We start from the raw sequence: 19,632 nt of genomic DNA, 5'->3' as shown, positions 1-19,632 counted from the left end.
GCGTAGTGACGTGCTGGAGTGTCGTACTCAACGTGAGAAGTTGCGATTGTGATACCGCGCTCACGCTCTTCTGGAGCGTTATCGATAGATGCGAAATCTTTAGCAACACCGCCGTATACTTTTGCAAGAGTAGTACAGATAGCAGCAGTTAGAGTTGTTTTACCGTGGTCAACGTGGCCGATAGTACCAACGTTTACGTGCGGTTTCGTACGTTCAAATTTTTCTTTAGACACAATCGTGTTCCTTCCTAGTTATGATTCGCCACGTTCATTATTGAGCGAGACGCGCCAGAAATTGCTATTTTATGCGCCAACTCTCGTTAGCGCAATATTTGGACGCATTGTTCTTTCAAAAAATGAAAAAAAATGCCTTCCTTTTGTTTAACCACGCTCTGCAATGATTGCTTTTGCAACATTGTTAGGCACTTCAGCGTACTCACTAAACTCCATAGAGTAAGAAGCACGACCTTGTGTCGCAGAACGTAAATCAGTTGCGTAACCGAACATGACAGACAACGGAACTTGTGCACGAATTATCTTCAGGCCAGCTGTCCCCTCGTCCATACCTTCGATGATGCCGCGACGACGGTTAATATCGCCAACAACGTCACCCATCCAGTCTTCTGGAGTAGTTACTTCAACTTTCATCATAGGCTCAAGCAAAACTGGTTGCGCTTCAAGTGCACCCGTTCTGAAAGCCATAGAGGCAGCGATTGTAAACGCCATCTCACTTGAATCTGTTTCATGGTAAGAACCATCATATAGTGTAGCTTTGATATCCAAAACTGGATAGCCAGCAAGCACACCATTGTTCATCTGCTCTTCAACGCCTTTAGCGACTGAAGCAATAAACTCTTTCGGTACGATACCATTGGCAATTTCATCCACAAAGACAAAGCCTTCGCCAGCTTCTGATGGTTCCAGTTTCAGCCATACGTGACCGTACTGACCTTTACCACCATGTTCACGGATAAATTTACCTTCCGCTTTCGCTGTACCACGAATAGTCTCACGGTAAGCCACTTGCGGGTTACCAACGTTGCAGTTCACGCTAAATTCACGCTTCATACGGTCAACGATGATATCTAAGTGTAGTTCACCCATACCAGAAATTAGAGTCTGACCAGTTTCCGCATCCATATCAACGCGGAACGATGGGTCTTCCGCTGCTAGTTTACCTAGAGCGATAGTCATTTTATCTTGATCAGCTTGAGAGCTTGGCTCTACAACGATCTGAATAACTGGGTCTGGGAACTCCATGCGCTCAAGAACAATCTTATGGTTCTGGTCACAAAGGGTTTCACCAGTAGTCACATCTTTCAGGCCAATGATGGCTGCGATGTCACCTGCTCGTACTTCTTTTACTTCTTCACGCTTGTTTGAGTGCATTTGAACAATGCGACCTAAGCGTTCACGTTGTTTCTTCACAGAGTTGTAAGCTGTTTTACCGCTTTCAACAACACCAGAGTAAACACGGATGAAAGTTAAAGTACCAACGAATGGGTCTGTTGCAATCTTGAATGCTAGCGCTGAGAACGGTTCTTTGTCGTCTGCGTGACGCTCTGCTTCGTTCTCGTCTTCATCGATACCCTTAATTGCAGGTACATCGACTGGAGAAGGAAGGAAATCAACAACTGCATCTAGAACAGCTTGTACACCTTTGTTTTTGAATGCACTACCACAAGTAGCAAGTACGATTTCATTATTAAGGGTACGAGTACGAAGACCTTGTTTGATTTCAGCTTCTGTTAGTTCACCTTCTTCAAGGTACTTATCCATCAGCTCTTCATTTGCTTCTGCAGCAGCTTCAACAAGTTCTGTACGATATTCTTCAGCCATTTCTTGCATGTCTGCAGGGATATCTTCGTACGTAAAAGTCATGCCTTGGTCAGCTTCGTTCCAGTTAATTGCCTTCATCTTGATAAGATCGACAACGCCTTGGAAGTTTTCTTCAGCACCAATGTTCAGTTGAATTGGAACAGGAGTTGCGCCTAGGCGGTCCTTGATCTGTTCAACTACGCGCAAGAAGTCTGCGCCGGTACGGTCCATTTTATTAACGAAAACCATACGTGGAACTTGGTACTTATCAGCTTGACGCCATACTGTCTCTGACTGAGGTTCAACACCAGATGAGCCACAGAACACAACAACTGCACCATCAAGTACACGCAAAGAACGTTCTACTTCGATTGTGAAGTCAACGTGTCCAGGAGTGTCGATGATGTTGATACGGTGGTCCGAGAACTGAGCTTCCATACCACGCCAAAACGTAGTGGTTGCTGCTGAAGTGATCGTAATACCGCGCTCTTGCTCTTGCTCCATCCAGTCCATGGTTGCTGCACCATCGTGAACTTCGCCGATTTTATGAGAAAGACCGGTATAGAACAGAATACGTTCACTTGTGGTTGTTTTACCTGCATCTACGTGAGCAACGATACCGATATTACGGTATTGCTCTATAGGAGTTTTACGAGCCACGGTTGAATCCTCTTATTAGAGACTTAGGGACTATTGCTATGCCTAGATTATGCGTTAAAAGCGATGCTTCGCTAAAAATTGCTTGCCCTAGAAATAGCAATAGTTCCTAGCATAAGCATAGGAACTAAAGAAGTGCTGCAAGGAACCTTGCAGCACTAAAAAGGTATTACCAACGGTAATGTGCGAACGCTTTGTTTGCGTCAGCCATGCGGTGAACGTCTTCACGTTTCTTAACCGCAGTACCTTTGTTCTCAGACGCGTCTAGCATTTCAGCAGCTAGGCGTTGAGCCATAGATTTTTCACCACGCTTACGCGCAGCTTCAACTACCCAACGCATAGCAAGAGCGTTACGGCGAACCGGACGAACTTCTACAGGTACTTGGTAAGTTGAACCACCTACACGGCGAGATTTAACTTCTACCGCTGGGCGAACATTTTCAAGAGCTTCTTCAAATACAGCTAAGTGGTCTTTACCAGACTTCTCAGCCATTGAATCTAGTGCAGTGTAAACGATTTTCTCTGCAGTAGATTTCTTTCCGTCAACCATAAGGATGTTAACGAATTTTGCCAGCAATTCAGATTTGAACTTAGGATCTGGAAGGATCTTACGCTGACCTATTACGCGACGACGTGGCATGGATATTCTCCGTTGTCTTCTTCAGGTTTTTTCCAAAACTTTTCAGAATAATAAATAAAATAGTGTTTGGCCTTACTTAACGCTTTCTTTTAAAAAAGAAAATGCATTAAGACTTAGGACGTTTCACACCGTACTTAGAACGACCTTGTTTACGGTCGTTAACGCCAGCACAGTCTAGCGCGCCGCGAACAGTGTGGTAACGAACACCCGGAAGGTCTTTTACACGACCGCCACGGATTAGTACAACACTGTGCTCTTGAAGGTTGTGACCTTCACCACCGATGTACGAAGTTACTTCGAAACCGTTGGTTAGACGTACACGACATACTTTACGTAGTGCCGAGTTAGGTTTTTTAGGTGTAGTAGTGTAAACACGAGTACATACACCACGTTTTTGTGGGCACGCTTCTAGTGCAGGCACGTTGCTTTTAACAACTTGCTTTACACGAGGCTTGCGAACCAACTGGTTAATAGTTGCCATTAACTAGCTCCTGAAATTTACTTGAAAGTAAGCTTTGTGAAAAATCTATCCCTAATCACAAGTCGTAATTAGGGACGCAAAATTCTATTCAGCAGTGGGAGGTGTGTCAAGAAATATACAGATCTTTTTTAGCCGTCTAGAGCTCAGGATGGTCTAATTTTAACCAAACTGATAAAACACGCTTACCAAGTCACTGATTTGTCTTTCAAAACCGTCAGTTTAACGAAGCCATCGAAGTCAACTTGATCAATGGTACTTGAGACAAGTAGTTGTAAACCTCGGCTATCGAGATCTGGTTTTAACACCGACACCTGCTCTACTGCGCAGATTTGAGTGAATAACTCATGATTTGGAAGGCAAACATACACCGCATCTTCCACCAAAAGGAACTGATCCTGTGGCTGAGAGTAGGTCAATGCGAGTTTAAGTTTGTCGACTGATTTTACGATATGAAGCATAGCGTCCCTTAGAAAGTCAGTATCTGTTGGCACTGAGATAACTTCTGCGTTAACTCGTCGGCTTCAACGGTGGTCACATCGATCAACAGGTTGTCTGCTGAAAGACCAAACTGACTCAGACTATGCTGACACACATACACCTGTTCGATGTCGTAAAGGTCCATAAGTTTGAATGCAGAGATGTAGTCACGCGATAGTGTTTCGTCGGGCTGCTGCGCTTTAAGAAGCTGAGTCACCCCATCACCAACAAAGAACACGGCAATGTCTTCACTGTATGCGGACGCAGCAAGCAGGGCGTCTAACCCTTCTCTACCCGCAGCGGTCGTATGAGGGTAACTGTTAAATATAAAGGCTAACTTTCTCAAAACTGCACCACCCTATCTTGCGTTAGTAGTGCTTCCGATAAGCTCCCTAATCCGGCCTGAGTAAATCCAGTTGCTAGGTTAGAGGCACTTAGTTGATGTTGCTCTGCTTCTTCAGAGCTAATCACTCCGCGTCTTAGCGCAGCAGCCACACAGGTTTCAAGGCTAACATCGTGCTCATCAGCCAGCTTTTGCCAAGCTGAAGCTAAGTCAAATTCATCGTTAGCCGGTACGGTAAGGTCTGAGCCGTTACTGACGCCATCTTGATAGAAGAACACACTGTGAAGTTTGTGGCCCTGTTTAATCAGAGCCACGGCAAACTGGTAGGCACTTCTTGCTGACTGTGAGCCATACACCGGCCCATTAACTAGGAGTGTATAGCTTAGCAACCCTCTTCATCCTCTGTTTTACGTTGGCGGATGTATAGGTACACGGTGTGCTTAGAGATGTTCAGTCGCTCAGCAACGCGGTTAATCGCGTCTTTGATGTCGAAAATACCTTTATCGTACAACTCCATCACGATCTGACGGTTCTTAGTATTATTCGATACCGATTTGTCAGCGTTAATTTCTTCTATGGTGCGTTCAACCGTTTGGTCGACAAGTTCTTCAACGTCACTAGCGAAGTTAACCGATGATGCGGCTTCGTCTGCGTCTTGCGTAGGCATGAACGATTGCAGTACTTGTGAGAATGGCGCGTCTAGGTTCACGTTAATACACAGTAGGCCAATCACTCGGTCTTCACCGTTGCGGATAGCAACCGTGATCGACTTCATCAACACTCCACCTTTAGCGCGAGTGAAATATGAACGTGAGAAGTTACGCTTAGAACCTTCAATATCTTTTAGCATCTTCAATGCAAGATCGGTGATCGGCGAGCCAACCTGACGACCTGTATTTTCGCCGTTGGCAATTTTAATCGCAGAAGTATTGAGGTCTTCTAAAGAGTGCAAAACGATTTCACAAAACGGACCAATAAGGCTCGCAATACCGTCAACAACGGCCTCATAAGATCTTAGAATGATTTTATCGTGTTCACTGAATGGCATAACGTGGACTGATTCCATTTCAAGTAACACATCTGCATTGACTGTTTCTGTAGTAGTCACTTATTCCTTACCTTCGTGTGAAAAATCAACAAATTTATGTAAGTTTATCAGAAAATTTTAATTGCACACCTAGCTAACATTGCAACTAGTGATTTAGAACAAGTTTAAAAATCAAATACTCATCTTCAAATCATAAAAAAAGCCTAACTCAAAGTTAGGCTTTTTATTCAATCAACGTATTTTAGTACGAGGCTTTTGACCGATATTACTGTGCAGGAGCTGCTTCAGCGTTATCGATGTTTAGTAGCTCTACTTCGAATACTAGCGTTGAGTTAGCTGGGATAGTCGGTGTGTCTTGCTCACCGTATGCTAACTCTGGCGGGATAACGAACTTGTACTTAGAACCGACTTGCATCAGCTGTACGCCTTCAGTCCAGCCTGGGATTACGCGGTTTAGTGGGAATGTTGCTGGTTCGCCACGATCGTAAGAGCTATCGAACTGAGTACCATCAGTTAGTGTACCTTTGTAGTGTACTTGAACTGTATCGGTGTCTTTTGGAGAAGCGCCTTCACCTTGTGTCATTACTTGGTAAAGTAGGCCAGATTCAGTTTGCTTAACGCCTTCAGTTTTAGCGAACTCAGCACGGAAGTCATCACCAGCTTTCTTCACTTCTGCAGATTTTTCTGCCGCTTGTGCTTGCATCGTTTCAGCAACACGCTTGTCTAGAGCTTCAAGAGCTGCGCGAGTTTCTTCTTCGTTAAGTGCTGTTTTCTCTGCAAATACGTCTTCGATACCTTGAAGAACCATATCTTTGTCTAGGTTGATACCTAGCTCGCTTGGCTTATCAATGCTTGTGCTTAGGTAGTTAGCGAAAGATACACCGATTGCGTAAGCCGCTTTGTCATCTTCTGTTTTAAAGTTTACTGCTTCAACTTTAACTTCTTCTACCTGTGGAGCTTCTGCCTTTGGTTCTTCTTTCTGACAACCAACTGCTAGCATAACCGTTGCGGCAAGCAGTGATACTTTTAAAACTGATTTCATTGAATTCTCCAATTAATGGCCAAGCCATTGGTTATTGTGCACAAATCTAATGATTAGATTGGTGTGAATACGTTAGTTATAACAATATACTAGTCATATGTCTTTCGACAAAAACCGGATTATTAGACGTGATGCAAATATTTTTCCATTCATTGCTATGTGCAATTGTCATCACCTTGTTAAATGGATGTTTTTTCTTCCAAGGTGATGAGCAACGTTGGGAAATTGAACCCAACGGTGCCACCAGCTTTGCACTCAGCAGAGATGGACGCTTCGCCCTGCTCTACTCTCAGCAAAAACAACTACTGCTTTGGGATCTCGCCCAAAACCAAGAGTTGGCTCAGCTTGGCCCACAAGATCAGTTAGAAAACCAAGTATCACGTATCCGTATCTCGGACAATGGCCGTTTTGCCATTACCGCGAGCCAAATGAACTTCGCCGTTTGGGACTTATCTTGGACTCAAGCACAAGGGCTATGGTCTATCTCAGACGGCTTGATTCGCGATGTCGATATCTCTAGCAATGGTGAAAAAGTACTGCTTGGCCTTTCTAATGGCAAAGCCATCTATGTGGACTTAGTCACCGGACGCCGTCTGGAGTTCCTCGCTCACCGAGAAAAAGTGAATTCCGTGTCCCTTTCATCCAATGGTCGCTACGCCTTATCCGGTGGCAACGACTACAAAGCCTACCTTTGGGATACTGAGTCGGGCTTGGTATTGCGCTCCTTTGAGCATGAACAAAGAGTAGTACGAGTCGCGCTACAACGCGATGGTGAGCTGGCTTTTACCTCTGATGGCGGCAACCAAGCAATGATTTGGGATCTTGAAACGGGCGAACCTCAAGCACAACTGCAAAGCTGGTCTCGACAGTTGATTTTCTCGAGTGCTCGTTTTTCTGATGACGGCAGTATGTTGGTGACAGGCACACCATCTAGCCAAGTGAGTGTGTGGAATACTCAGGATGGCAAACGAATTTCTCGCCACGATGCTGAGCCACTAAAAGATGCTCGCCCTCCTCGTGCGGTAGTGTATGATGCAGCCTTTGATGATAAGAACCGTGTGATATCGGGCACCTCTGCGGGCATTGCCCAAGCTTGGAATGTGGATTAAGAACGATGACAGAAAAGCGAGTTGAACAACTAGAAAGCCGCGTTAATGACCTAGAGTGTCAGCTAGCTTTCCAAGAACAGACCATTGAAGAACTCAATGAAGCGCTTAGCCAACAGCAAATGTTGATCACGAGAATGCAAGATCAGATGAAGTTCGTGGTTGGCAAAGTGAAAAATATGGATGGCTCTAACCTAGCAGACGCATCAGAAGAGACGCCACCTCCACACTATTAAGTTCAATTCAAATGGGCTACTGCTCATTTGCCATAATTGAAAAACAAAGGGCGGCAGAAAATATCTGTCGCCCTTTGTTTATGTACTTGGTAATTTAATTTACGCCTGTATGAGATTACTCATCAGCATAAATCTTCACTTCTACACGGCCTTGAGTATCAACGCTTGCACGATACATCCCAGAGCTGTTCATACCAAAATGAATATCGCCTTGGTCATCGATAGCGATCAAGCCACCTTCCCCGCCCATGGTTTTCAGTTCACCTTGGATAATGTGTTCACAAGCGGTATGCACATCTTCTTTGAGATAACGCATTCGTGCCGCCACATCACTCGCAACCATCTTTCTTAAGAAGAACTCGCCCATCCCGGTTGTTGAGACAGCAACGTTGCCATTTTCAGCCATGGTTCCTGCACCAATAATCGGAGAATCCCCGACACGACCGTATTTCTTATTGGTCACGCCACCGGTACTGGTGGCTGCCGCTAAGTTGCCCGCTTGGTCTAATGCGACTGCACCGACCGTGCCGTACTTTTTGTCGTCAGGGTATTTCTCAGCTTGCTGTTCATCATATTTCGCTTCAGACAAAGCAAAAATGCCTTTCTCTTTCATCGACTGAAGCTGGTCATAACGGCGTTCAGTAAAGAAGTAGTCTTGCTCAGTAAACGTATATTCATGCTCAAACGCAAACTTCTCGGCGCCTTCACCAATCAATAGTACATGGTCGCTTTTCAGCATCACATCACGCGCAAGTTCAATCGGGTTTTTGATATGACGAACGCCTGCAATTGCCCCCGCATCCATTTCGCGGCCATGCATCACAGAAGCGTCCATTTCAACAAATTCATCATGCGTTAGAACCGAGCCTTTGCCGGCATTAAAGTGGGGACTGTCTTCCATCACCTTAACCGATGCGACTACCGCATCCAGAGCATCACCACCCGATTGCAATATTTTATAACCAGCCAAAACCGATTTTTCCAAAGCCTCGGTAATACCCGCTTTTAATTCATCGCTCATTTGCTCTCGCAAGATGGTTCCTGCACCACCATGAATGGCAATTGAAAAAGGCTGTGACATACAAACTCTCCACTGACGTCGTCTTATAATATTGTGCTATCAATACCACATCCATGGTTCGATGTCTGATAGCGAAAACCAAACTTTTTGCGAATGCTTAGACTTTCGGACACTTGGTTTGGTGGATAAAAGCGAGATCAAAAAGCTAGAATCCTAAACACAAAAAGCCTCCACAAGGGAGGCTTTCAAGATTCTTAAACTAAACCGTTAATTCGGTATTATTGAGAACCACAGCTACCGCCGCCGCAGCAGCCGTCTTTTTTCTCTTCACCGTGGTCATGGCCTTCGCCACCACAGCAACCGCCTTCGTGGTCATGATCGTGGTCGTGACCGCCACAGCCGCCTTCTTGGTGTACGTGACCGTGTTGAACTTCTTCTTCAGTCGCTTCACGAACCGCTACAACTTCAACGTCAAACGTTAGAGTTTGGCCAGCTAGCATGTGGTTACCATCAACAACAACTTCGTCGCCATCTACTTCAGTAACTTCTACTGGGATTGGACCTTGGTCAGTATCCGCTAGGAAACGCATGCCAACTTCGATTTGCTCAACACCTTGGAATACGTCAGCAGGAACACGTTGAACTAGTGCGTCGTTGTGCTCGCCGTATGCGTCTTCTGGAGTAACCGTTGCAGAGAACTTGTCGCCAGCTACTTTGCCTTCAAGCTCTTTTTCAAGACCTGTAATTAGGTTGTTGTGACCGTGAAGGTAATCTAGTGGAGCTTCTGCAGTTGATTGGTCAACTACTACGCCATCTTCAAGTTTCACTTGATATGCAACACTAACTACTACGTTCTTTTCAATTTTCATGAGAGCTCCAAGGAGGTTTGGACTAAGCTCGAACAGTTGAGCTTAGGAAAAATTCTGTACCCGGATATTATGGGGATCAATTAACGAAACTCAATCATTCAGGCTTAAAAATACCGATCATTTCTTGATTCGCGTGTTCAGATTTCTCTACAGTTTTCGGTTTACGCTGTTCTGTGAAGTCACAATCGACACATTCCACCAGCTCGATATTATTTTCAATCCACCAACGGAGTGTGTCTTGAGTATTACAACTTGGGCAGCTTGCTCCTGCGATAAAGCGTTTTTTCTGTTTCACGTTCTTATCCTTTACTACTCTGGATTCGTAGTTCTTCCACTCTAGATCTATTTAAGAAAAAGCAGAGACCACGTTTATTATTAGATTAGTTATCTAGACTGTTATTTCTTAGCTCAAGCTATATCTCTAAACTCAAGCTATTAGTTATCAATTCAGTCTACTGCCAATAGTTTCGAGACTGGTGATCGTTTTCCATCTCGTGTCCAAAAATCTCTTCAAGCTCTTTACGAGCCTCTTTCGCTCTTTGGGCCAACTCGGCATCTTCGTTATGCTGAGGCAGTAACTCTTTGAGCATACCATTATCCAACTTTCTAAAGTGTGCTTCTGCTCGCTTCGCTTTATATGGATGCATACCAAGTTCAGTCAATGTTTGACGACCTAAATCCAGTGCACCAAGGAAGGTTTCACGAGAGTAGTTACTCACACCGTGGTTAAGTAATTGATATGCTTCAACACGGCTTCGTGCACGAGCTAAGATCTTTAAGCGCGGGAAGTGCTGCTTACATAAATCGACGGTTTTCATGATTTCATCGGGAGAGTCAGTACACAGCACAATCGCCTCTGCTTTGTCAGCACCAGCTGCGCGTAACAGCTCGAGGTGAGTCGAGTCTCCGTAAAATACTTTGTAGCCAAACTTTCTAAGGATATGGATTTGGCTGGCATCACTCTCAAGAACGGTAATACGAATCTTATTGGCATACATCAAACGACCAATGATCTGACCAAAACGACCAAAGCCTGCAATGATCACTCGAGGACTGCGATCGACAACATCCGAAGACATTGCGTTTTCGCTGATTTGGTTAAGTTGACGAGCAAAGAATCGGTCTTGCAGCTTGAGCATCAATGGCGTGGTCACCATCGACAAACTCACAACCACCAGTAAGAACGACACTTGTTCACCACTTAAGATACCTTGAGCACTCGCCGCGGTAAAAATAACGAAAGCGAACTCACCACCTTGGCTGAGAATCATCGCCATGCGACTACGGGCTTTGGCTTGAGTACCGAAAACACGAGCTAGCCCATACAGCACTAAGCCTTTCAAAACCACGAGAGCTAATACAGCAATCAGTATCGCGAATGGGCTTTCAGCAAGTAAGCCTAAATTCACCGCCATACCCACAGAGATGAAGAACAGACCAAGCAACAACCCTTTGAATGGGTCAATCGCAATTTCAAGCTCATGTCGATATTCACTTTCAGCCAGAAGTACGCCCGCTAGGAAAGTACCCAATGCCATCGACAAGCCAATCTGTTGCATGATGACGGCAATACCAATCACAAGTAACAGCGCTGCAACAGTAAATAGCTCACGCACACCACTCATAACGACGTAGCGGAACAAAGGCCTCAATAAGAAGTGGCCACCGACCAGCAGACCAATCACACCACCCAGCATCCAAAGCATGTCCGCCCAGCTGCCGCCTGTATTACCTGCTAGCAAAGGTAGCATTGCTAGCATAGGGATTACTGCAATATCTTGGAAAAGTAACACTGCAAAGCCAGACTGCCCCGCTTCTTTACCACCGAGTTCACGCTCTTCAATAACCCGCAACGCGATTGCGGTCGAAGACAAAGCTAAGCCCATACCTATCACTAGGCTAGTTTGCCACGTTAAACCGAACATACAGGCGATGGCGGTAATAATCAGGGTGGTGATCAGCACTTGCGCGCCACCCAGCCCGAGAATGGGGGCTCGCATCTGCCACAATTTTTTGGGGTTAAGCTCTAAGCCAATCAGGAAGAGCAGCAGTACTACCCCGAATTCGGAGAAGTGCAGAATCGCCTCTACGTCACTGATTAAGCCAAGTCCCCAAGGGCCAATCGCGACACCAGCTAACAAGTAACCGAGTACTGAACCCAAGCCAGCTCGCTGCGCGATAGGAACCGCAACCACAGCAGCCGCTAAAAATATAACGCTACTTTGTAGAAAATCATTAGTCAGAGCCATCATCTGCTCCTATATCTTGTAGCGGGTCTCGCAACCAATTTCGATACGCTTCTGCGTGTTGGTAACGCGTCATATCGGTAACATTTCGTGCCCAGTGTAAAACCAAAGGGGATATCCAATTCATCTGACACAAAGCAGCGGTAAGCTCGAATGGTTGCAAAATCTCTTGTAATGGATATTTATTATAGCCTGCGGCACCAAACGCCTCTTCTTTACCACCGGTTGTGATAACGCTACGCCAGTGTTTGCCCTTAAGTGCGCTTTGCTCACCAAAGGCAAAACCCTTACCTAACACGCGATCAAACCACTCTTTCAACAACGAAGGACATGAATACATAAACAAAGGGTGTTGGAACACAATCACATCATATTCAAGCAGCAACTCATGCTCGGAAGGCACATCAATAAAGAAGTCCGGATAGATGGCGTAGAGATCGTGGATTTTGACATTCCCAAGTGACTCTATCTTTTTAACCATGATCTGGTTAGCGATAGAGGTTTGCGGCTCAGGGTGCGCATAGATGACCAGCACCTTTGGCACGGGTTTGTCTGTCGAGGGAGTATTACTCATTCCTTTGAAACATTCCTTTGAAGGCTAAACGGTGGCAAGGCCACAAGAATTTAAGCAAAAGTTATTAATATGTTATTGGCATCATAACGCAAATTGCATTGTGATCGACTTTTATCTGGTTTCAGCCTACTATGCAGGCGTCTGTTCACCTCTAATTTCTATGCTATTTCAATTATGATTACTTTCTCTGATATTCAATTGCTACGCGGCGGTAAGCCACTCCTCGACCAAGCATCTGCGACTTTTCACCCTGGCGACAAGATCGGTTTGGTTGGTAAAAACGGCTGTGGTAAATCTACGCTATTCGCCTTAATTAAGGACGAACTGTCTATTGATGCAGGCTCATTCAGCAAACCTGCCCATTGGGAAATGGCTTGGGTTGCTCAAGAAACACCAGCATTAGAAAGAACAGCAATTGAATACGTGATTGATGGTGACCGTGAATACCGCGGCCTTGAAGATCAACTAGAGAAAGCTGAACAGGCCGACAACGGCACCTTGGTCGCAGAGATCCACGGCAAGATTGAAACCATTGGTGGCTACAGCATCAAGGCTCGCGCTGCCGAGCTGTTAGACGGCCTAGGCTTTAGCCAAGAACAAATGGCGTGGAACCTGACTCAATTCTCAGGTGGTTGGCGTATGCGTTTAAACCTAGCGCAAGCCCTACTATGTCGCAGTGACCTACTGCTACTCGATGAACCTACCAACCACTTGGATTTAGACGCAGTAATGTGGCTAGAGCGTTGGTTACAAAGCTACCCTGGTACGCTAGTGCTTATCTCGCACGATAGAGACTTCTTAGACCCTATCGTCAACCGCATCGTGCATGTTGAAAATCAACAGCTCAATGAGTACACGGGTAACTACTCATCGTTCGAAACCCAACGAGCGCAAAAACTGATTCTGCAACAAGCGATGTACCAAAAGCAGCAGAAACAGATGTCTCACATGCAGAGCTACATTGACCGTTTCCGTTACAAAGCGTCAAAGGCTCGCCAAGCGCAAAGCCGTATTAAAGCGCTAGAGAAAATGGAACAAGTACTACCTGCTCAGTTTGATAACCCATTCAGCTTTGAGTTTAGAGAGCCAGACGCACTACCAAACCCAATCATGATGATGGATGAGGTATCTGCGGGCTACGACGACAACCTAATTCTAGAAAAGATTCGCTTGAACCTAGTACCGGGCAGTCGTATTGGTTTGCTTGGTCGAAATGGTGCTGGTAAATCCACGCTGATTAAGTTGCTTTCAGGCGAACTGAAACAACAAGGCGGCGAACTGAGCTATTCGCAAGGCGTTAAGATTGGTTACTTTGCACAGCACCAATTGGAAACGCTGCACCCTGAAGAAACCCCGCTGCAACACATGATGCAGATTGCGCCTAAACACACCGAACAACAACTGCGTGATTACCTAGGTAGCTTCGGTTTCCAAGGTGAAAAAGCGCTCGATAAAGTAGCACCTTTCTCCGGTGGTGAAAAAGCACGTTTAGTATTAGCGCTACTGGTATGGCAAAAACCAAACCTGTTGCTACTCGATGAACCAACCAACCACTTGGATCTCGACATGCGTCAAGCGCTGACTTTTGCCCTGCAGACGTTTGAAGGCGCAATGGTTATCGTATCGCACGACCGTTACCTATTGCGTGCAACTACCGATGATTTATACCTTGTACACGACCGCCAAGTAGCACCGTTTGATGGTGACTTAAGCGATTACTACAAGTGGCTAACCGAACAGCAGAAAGTTGAGCGCAAAGAAGCACAAGCATTGGCACCAGCAAAAGACGGTGCCAACAGTGCAGCAGCGAAAAAAGAGCAAAAACGTAAAGAAGCCGAGTTCCGTAAACTGACGGCACCACTGCGTAAAAAGCTTACTCAATTTGAAAAACAGATGGATAAATTAACTCAGGCTCTTGAAGAAGCCGAGCAAGAATTATCCGACACTTCACTGTATGAAGCTGAAAATAAGGCTAAACTGAATAAAGTACTCGCTCTCCAAGCGAGCAGTAAGTCACAGCTAGAAGAAGTTGAAATGGATTGGATGTCCACTCAAGAAGAGCTTGAGCAGATGGAACAGGATATGGATAGCTTATGAGCCCAGAGCACGCCCCAATATCACTAACACTGGAACGACTATGGCAATTTAGCCTTCAGTACTACAGTGTGCGCGGTGTAAAGGATGCGTGCCTAGCTTTGCAAAACCAGTTCCACGGCAACGTCAATTTACTGTTGCTTCTCAAATGGCTTGATGAGCAGCAATTGTCTTTTGCTGAAGAAGAGTGGCACAAAGTACAACAATGCTTGAGCCGCTCTGAAACCCTGCTTCATAGTTATCGAGAGCTACGTAAACACCTCAAAGCACACGTTGTCGACTCACTATACCGTGAAGCCTTACAGTTTGAGTTACAGCTTGAAAAGCAACAACAGTCCGATCTCGTCGACTGTATAAACTCCCTACAGCTTTACGCTAACCAGCAATCACCGCTCGCGTTTCAGTACTGTCGTTTATTAGGAGCAGAAAACCTCTACGACGCTTTTTCTGAACCAGCACCTCAGCCCTAGCTCATTCTCTTTCCTTTTTCTTCAATCAAGATCCAAGCTTAACTGCTCCCTGTCTCTCTTCATTTGCATGCACTGACTAATACGCACAATTAAGTGTTTAACGCACCTAACATTGATATTATTCAACTGGTTACCCATAGCCTGTTTTTGTGTCTCGTATAAGTGAAAGCCTTGCGCTTATGCCGAGAATCAACCAAGCTCAAATAAAAACGTGGGCGTTTCACTGCAAGCTCAACACGTTATCAAAGCCCATCAAAGAAGCATGGATCGTTTTTATGACAATATTTACCGCAGCCGCTGGTCTCTCTAATCCGCACTTACAAACCTTAGTGCCACGGTTTATTAGAAAACAGGCGCTGTTTCATCCTCACTGGCAAACCTTAGAAACTCCCGATGGTGACTTTCTTGATCTTGCTTGGAGCGAATCACCAGACTGTGACAACCCAAGCAATGATGATCGAAGTAACAAGCCGATATTCGTTCTATTCCATGGTTTAGAAGGTAGCTTTGAGAGCCCTTACGCCAACGGACTGATGAATGCGTTTGCTAAGGATGGTTGGTTGTCCGTGATGATGCACTTCAGAGGTTGCAGCGGAAAGCCAAATCGCTTAGCTCGTGCTTACCACTCTGGAGAAGTCGAAGATGCGCGCTTCTTTTTAAGGCATCTACACTCAAGGTTTCCCAATAACCCTAAGGTTGCGGTTGGCATATCGCTAGGCGGCAACATGTTGGCTAATTATCTCGCCGACTATGCTGATGATCCGTTAATCTCAGCGGCGACGATTGTTTCAGCCCCCTTTGACCTTGCTTGTTGTTCAAGCCGTATTGAACAAGGCTTCTCCAAACTCTATAAGAAGTACCTGCTCAATTCTTTGAAATCGAATGCATTGAAGAAACACAAGCTGCTGCAAGAGAAGATTGGTATATCAGCGGAAAGCATCAAGAAGATCGACAAGCTGTATGAGTTTGATGAGCGAATTACTGCGCCTCTGCACGGCTTCAAGAATGCACAAGATTATTATGCTCAATGCTCTGCCTTGCCGAAGTTGAATCGGATTAAGCTACCCACACAGATCATTCATGCGAAAGATGACCCTTTCATGACTGACGATGTGATTCCAAAATTCGTTCTACCTGACAATATCGATTATCGTCTGTTTCAAAAAGGCGGCCATGTGGGGTTCATTACCGGTAGCACGCTCAAACCAAGGTTTTGGTTAGAAGAAGCATTACCCGCCTACTATGAAAGTATTCAAGATTCGGCATAATGGCCGAGCCTTTTAAGGGCTGAGTGATAGGCGTCGCTAGACACACTAATCAACACATCAATAAACCTATTTATGAACATAAAAGAGAGAAGTATTTATGATCATCCCATGGCAAGACATCGCACCAGAAACGCTGGAAAACCTCATTAAAGAATTCGTGCTACGTGAAGGCACAGACTACGGTGACGTAGAGGTTTCACTGCAAAACAAAATTGACCAAGTGAAACATCAATTAGCCTCAAAGGAAGTCAGCATCGTGTTTTCTGAGCTGCATGAAACCGTTGATATTCAAGTCACAAAACGCTTCTAAGCTGCGCTCATAAAGGAGCCGTGTTATAGTTGTAAACGATTGCTAACAAGTAAGTTACTCAAAAGACAAGGGTTGTCATGTCCGCTAAACATCCAATTATTGCGGTGACGGGTTCATCTGGAGCCGGCACCACCACTACCTCAGAAGCCTTCCGCAAAATGTTCAATATGATGGACGTGAAGGCAGCTTGGGTTGAAGGGGATAGTTTCCATCGCTTCACTCGACCAGAGATGGATGTCGAGATCCGTAAGGCGCGCGAGCAAGGTAAGCACATCAGCTACTTTGGTCCACAAGCTAACGATTTTGGCGCATTAGAAGAGTTCTTCCGTCAATACGGAAATGAAGGCACGGGTAAAGTCCGTAGCTATCTACATACCTTCGATGAAGCCGTTCCTTACAACCAAATGCCCGGCACCTTTACGCCATGGCAAGAGATCCCTGAAAACTCGGATGTGATGTTCTACGAAGGCCTTCATGGTGGCGTAGTCGATGGCGACATTAACGTCTCGCAACACGTCGATCTGCTTATCGGCATGGTACCGATCGTAAACTTGGAGTGGATCCAGAAATTCGTTCGTGACACACGCGATCGTGGGCACTCTCGCGAAGCGGTGATGGATTCTATTGTTCGCTCAATGGATGATTACCTTAACTACATTACCCCGCAGTTTTCGCGTACTCATATCAACTTTCAGCGTGTCCCTACCGTAGATACATCGAATCCACTTAACGCCAAGGGGATTCCAAGTTTAGACGAAAGCTTCGTAGTTATACGTTTGCGCGGCATCAAAAACGTCGATTTCCCTTACCTTTTGGCTATGATTGATGGCTCATTTATGTCACGTCATAACACGCTCGTGGTGCCAGGAGGCAAGATGAGTTTTGCTATGGAGCTCATTGTAAGGCCAATTCTACAACAACTAATCGAAACCGGAAAAATAGGTTAACAAAACGACATTCTGGTTGATTACTTTTCATACCGTGATCATGTGCACAATTTTGCGTAAAAAATCGTAGCTTGGTCACGATTAAAATCAAGAAATAGTACCTGAAAAAGGATACTATTCTTAAACGAAACACAAGATAGCTTGCAGCACTCAACGAGTGCTCTTATCCTAACTGAGTCAATTCAGGCTTAGCTAAAATACGGAAAGCGGCAAGCATACCCTGCAGAGGAAGTGAGATATTATGGTTCTAGGTAAACCTCAAACCGATCCAACATTAGAGTGGTTCCTTTCACACTGTCATATTCATAAGTACCCTTCAAAAAGTACTTTGATTCATGCTGGTGAAAAGGCAGAAACCTTGTACTACATCGTTAAAGGTTCTGTGGCTGTTCTTATCAAAGACGAAGAAGGTAAGGAAATGATTCTTTCTTACCTAAACCAAGGCGACTTCATCGGTGAACTTGGACTTTTCGAAGAAGACCAAGAGCGTACTGCATGGGTTCGTGCTAAATCTCCTTGTGAAGTAGCTGAAATTTCTTTCAAGAAATTCCGTCAACTTATCCAAGTGAACCCAGATATCCTGATGCGCCTTTCAGCGCAAATGGCAAACCGTCTACAAGTAACTAGCCAAAAGGTTGGTGACTTAGCGTTCCTTGACGTTACCGGTCGTATCGCTCAAACGCTACTTAACCTAGCGAAACAGCCAGATGCAATGACTCACCCTGATGGCATGCAAATCAAGATCACTCGTCAAGAGATTGGCCAGATCGTTGGTTGTTCTCGAGAGACAGTAGGTCGTATCTTGAAGATGCTTGAAGAGCAGAACCTAATTTCTGCACACGGTAAAACTATCGTGGTATACGGCACTCGTTAATCTCGATTAACTGAGCCAAAAATTTGAAAGCCACCAAATGCAAATTTGGTGGCTTTTTTGTTTTCTTAAGATCCAGAGAGCAGATGCGAGATGCGAATAGAGGACCTACCGCGTCCCAGCGCAAACACTCTCGATGCGAAGCGTACCCGCACCTTTAGGGCAAAGCCCGTGCTCGTATCTTTCTTTAACCGTTGGTGCTTTCAAAGATTTTGTCAGCTGATGCCGCGACAAATCCGGTATAAAGATCACCATTGGCCATCGCATAACGCTTAGCGAACTCATAGAAGCCACCAGGAATCATCTCATTGCCTTCAACAAATGAAACTGGGACTTTATCTGCCATTGTTGATGATTGCTCTAATAAGACCTCTGGAGAGCCTTTAACCTCACCGCCAGATGCGTTGATAGTAAAGCCAGACTCGCTCAGGTAGTCATTCACCGCCTGCACTTCATCAAAGTTATTCAGCTGGTTCACACTTACCGTAAAGTGGTTTGCACCATATCCATGAGCCGCTAGCCAAGATGCGTATTCGCTCTCTTTAGCTAGTACTTGGAAATCAGCGAGGCTCAAATCCCATTGGCGACCACCAAACAAGAACTCATGACCTTGAAGCTTGCTTGCATCAACCTGCTCAACTAACTTAGCAACGATCTGTTGTAATTCACTAGAACACTCTTCGACCTTCAATTCACTAATGAACACTTTTGGCTGCTTCGGGTCTGGGTGCTCGTAGTGTTTAGCCACTAGCTTCTTGCTCTCAAACAGGTAGTCGCCACACGCCTTGTAACCCAGTTCAAGGAAAGGCTTAGCTAGTGTTTCAATACCGAGAGGGGCAACATTAAAAGTACGCAGTGCAATATGGTCGTTGATCAGCGCTTCATCTTCTTTCAGCAAGTGATGCACTTTCTCAGCCGATGGACACAGCCTGTGAATGTAATCGTCCCATAGTGATTTAAAGAGTAGATCGGGCGTCATGGTGACTCCTTGTCAGAGGTTCTAGCAAGCTAGTAATTTGGATTAGAAAGGGAGAGGCTGAGACACAGAGTCAGCAGCCATCAGCCTGTGACATACTTGTTCTATTATTATCTACCGCCCAATCTAGGTGTCGGAC

At 45.3% G+C, this 19,632-nt stretch carries 23 protein-coding genes; 8 read left to right on the top strand and 15 right to left on the bottom strand.

Annotated elements, in window-relative coordinates:
• From BCV39_RS05690 to fkpA, 9 genes are all read right to left on the bottom strand, one after another.
• On the bottom strand, positions 1-233 hold a 233-nt coding region (locus BCV39_RS05690), incomplete at its 3' end, for a GTP-binding protein (RefSeq protein ID WP_240698606.1).
• A 147-nt stretch (positions 234-380) separates the two neighbouring features.
• Positions 381-2,477: an elongation factor G gene (fusA, locus tag BCV39_RS05685; RefSeq protein ID WP_017061101.1), complete on the bottom strand. Its 2,097-nt coding sequence runs from the start codon at positions 2,475-2,477 to the stop codon at positions 381-383.
• A gap of 166 nt (positions 2,478-2,643) precedes the next feature.
• Positions 2,644-3,114 (bottom strand): 30S ribosomal protein S7, encoded by a 471-nt coding sequence (gene rpsG, locus BCV39_RS05680; RefSeq protein WP_010435163.1) that lies wholly within the window; start codon positions 3,112-3,114, stop codon positions 2,644-2,646.
• A gap of 106 nt (positions 3,115-3,220) precedes the next feature.
• Positions 3,221-3,595, bottom strand: a complete 375-nt coding sequence (gene rpsL, locus BCV39_RS05675) for a 30S ribosomal protein S12 (RefSeq protein WP_004737194.1) — start codon at positions 3,593-3,595, stop codon at positions 3,221-3,223.
• A 182-nt stretch (positions 3,596-3,777) separates the two neighbouring features.
• Complete coding sequence (tusB, locus tag BCV39_RS05670; protein WP_048659145.1) at positions 3,778-4,053, bottom strand: sulfurtransferase complex subunit TusB; 276 nt, start codon at positions 4,051-4,053, stop codon at positions 3,778-3,780.
• Positions 4,054-4,061: 8 nt separating this feature from the next.
• Positions 4,062-4,418 (bottom strand): sulfurtransferase complex subunit TusC, encoded by a 357-nt coding sequence (tusC, locus tag BCV39_RS05665; RefSeq protein ID WP_102433290.1) that lies wholly within the window; start codon positions 4,416-4,418, stop codon positions 4,062-4,064.
• Positions 4,415-4,804: a sulfurtransferase complex subunit TusD gene (gene tusD, locus BCV39_RS05660; protein ID WP_017063709.1), complete on the bottom strand. Its 390-nt coding sequence runs from the start codon at positions 4,802-4,804 to the stop codon at positions 4,415-4,417. The genes tusC and tusD overlap by 4 nt, the downstream gene beginning before the upstream one ends.
• Positions 4,798-5,523, bottom strand: a complete 726-nt coding sequence (locus BCV39_RS05655; protein ID WP_004729851.1) for a transcriptional regulator — start codon at positions 5,521-5,523, stop codon at positions 4,798-4,800. Before BCV39_RS05655 ends, tusD begins: the two co-directional genes overlap by 7 nt.
• Positions 5,524-5,728: 205 nt before the next feature.
• Positions 5,729-6,505 (bottom strand): FKBP-type peptidyl-prolyl cis-trans isomerase, encoded by a 777-nt coding sequence (gene fkpA / locus BCV39_RS05650; protein WP_048659147.1) that lies wholly within the window; start codon positions 6,503-6,505, stop codon positions 5,729-5,731.
• A 131-nt stretch (positions 6,506-6,636) separates the two neighbouring features.
• Between fkpA and BCV39_RS05645 the strand changes: the two genes are divergently transcribed.
• Together BCV39_RS05645 and BCV39_RS05640 are read left to right on the top strand one after the other, a co-directional pair.
• The gene (locus tag BCV39_RS05645; protein ID WP_102433291.1) at positions 6,637-7,614 is read left to right on the top strand and encodes a PQQ-binding-like beta-propeller repeat protein; all 978 of its coding nucleotides are present in this window, start codon (positions 6,637-6,639) and stop codon (positions 7,612-7,614) included.
• Between the two features lie 5 nt (positions 7,615-7,619).
• On the top strand, positions 7,620-7,847 hold the full coding sequence (locus BCV39_RS05640; RefSeq protein WP_009848930.1) for a SlyX family protein: 228 nt from the start codon (positions 7,620-7,622) through the stop codon (positions 7,845-7,847).
• A 115-nt stretch (positions 7,848-7,962) separates the two neighbouring features.
• Here the strand turns inward: BCV39_RS05640 and BCV39_RS05635 are convergent, their stop codons facing one another.
• The 5 genes from BCV39_RS05635 to kefG all read right to left on the bottom strand — a co-directional run bounded on the left by BCV39_RS05635 (position 7,963) and on the right by kefG (position 12,557).
• On the bottom strand, positions 7,963-8,928 hold the full coding sequence (locus BCV39_RS05635; RefSeq protein ID WP_102433292.1) for an isoaspartyl peptidase/L-asparaginase: 966 nt from the start codon (positions 8,926-8,928) through the stop codon (positions 7,963-7,965).
• 218 nt (positions 8,929-9,146) lie between these two features.
• Positions 9,147-9,737: a peptidylprolyl isomerase gene (gene slyD / locus BCV39_RS05630; protein WP_102433293.1), complete on the bottom strand. Its 591-nt coding sequence runs from the start codon at positions 9,735-9,737 to the stop codon at positions 9,147-9,149.
• A gap of 94 nt (positions 9,738-9,831) precedes the next feature.
• Positions 9,832-10,032: a YheV family putative zinc ribbon protein gene (locus BCV39_RS05625; protein WP_029235422.1), complete on the bottom strand. Its 201-nt coding sequence runs from the start codon at positions 10,030-10,032 to the stop codon at positions 9,832-9,834.
• Between the two features lie 157 nt (positions 10,033-10,189).
• Entirely contained in the window at positions 10,190-11,986 is a 1,797-nt protein-coding gene (kefB, locus tag BCV39_RS05620) for a glutathione-regulated potassium-efflux system protein KefB (RefSeq protein ID WP_102433294.1), read from the bottom strand.
• Positions 11,973-12,557, bottom strand: coding sequence for a glutathione-regulated potassium-efflux system ancillary protein KefG (kefG, locus tag BCV39_RS05615; protein WP_048659151.1), 585 nt, complete (start codon positions 12,555-12,557; stop codon positions 11,973-11,975). The genes kefB and kefG overlap by 14 nt, the downstream gene beginning before the upstream one ends.
• A 174-nt stretch (positions 12,558-12,731) precedes the next feature.
• On the opposite strand from kefG, the gene BCV39_RS05610 reads away from it, so the two are divergent.
• The 6 genes from BCV39_RS05610 (at position 12,732) to crp (ending at position 18,520) form a co-directional block, all read left to right on the top strand.
• Positions 12,732-14,654, top strand: coding sequence for an ABC transporter ATP-binding protein (locus BCV39_RS05610; RefSeq protein ID WP_048659152.1), 1,923 nt, complete (start codon positions 12,732-12,734; stop codon positions 14,652-14,654).
• Positions 14,651-15,121: a TIGR02444 family protein gene (locus BCV39_RS05605; protein ID WP_048605369.1), complete on the top strand. Its 471-nt coding sequence runs from the start codon at positions 14,651-14,653 to the stop codon at positions 15,119-15,121. Before BCV39_RS05610 ends, BCV39_RS05605 begins: the two co-directional genes overlap by 4 nt.
• Before the next feature lie 275 nt (positions 15,122-15,396).
• A complete protein-coding gene (locus tag BCV39_RS05600) occupies positions 15,397-16,389 on the top strand; it encodes a hydrolase (protein WP_102433325.1) in 993 nt (330 codons plus the stop codon).
• A gap of 97 nt (positions 16,390-16,486) precedes the next feature.
• Complete coding sequence (locus BCV39_RS05595) at positions 16,487-16,699, top strand: YheU family protein (RefSeq protein WP_004729649.1); 213 nt, start codon at positions 16,487-16,489, stop codon at positions 16,697-16,699.
• Between the two features lie 77 nt (positions 16,700-16,776).
• Positions 16,777-17,646, top strand: coding sequence for a phosphoribulokinase (locus BCV39_RS05590; RefSeq protein ID WP_004729650.1), 870 nt, complete (start codon positions 16,777-16,779; stop codon positions 17,644-17,646).
• A gap of 241 nt (positions 17,647-17,887) precedes the next feature.
• Complete coding sequence (gene crp, locus BCV39_RS05585; RefSeq protein ID WP_004729651.1) at positions 17,888-18,520, top strand: cAMP-activated global transcriptional regulator CRP; 633 nt, start codon at positions 17,888-17,890, stop codon at positions 18,518-18,520.
• Between the two features lie 184 nt (positions 18,521-18,704).
• Here crp and BCV39_RS05580 read toward each other — a convergent pair whose 3' ends face one another.
• Positions 18,705-19,496, bottom strand: a complete 792-nt coding sequence (locus BCV39_RS05580) for a DUF1338 domain-containing protein (protein ID WP_102433295.1) — start codon at positions 19,494-19,496, stop codon at positions 18,705-18,707.
• Positions 19,497-19,632: the final 136 nt, after the last annotated feature.

Source organism: Vibrio sp. 10N.286.55.E10, assembly GCF_002872555.1.
In the GTDB taxonomy this organism is placed as follows: Bacteria; Pseudomonadota; Gammaproteobacteria; order Enterobacterales; family Vibrionaceae; genus Vibrio; species Vibrio crassostreae.
The sequence above is the reverse complement of the archived record's forward strand: the minus strand, read 5'-3'. Positions and strand labels throughout refer to the sequence as shown.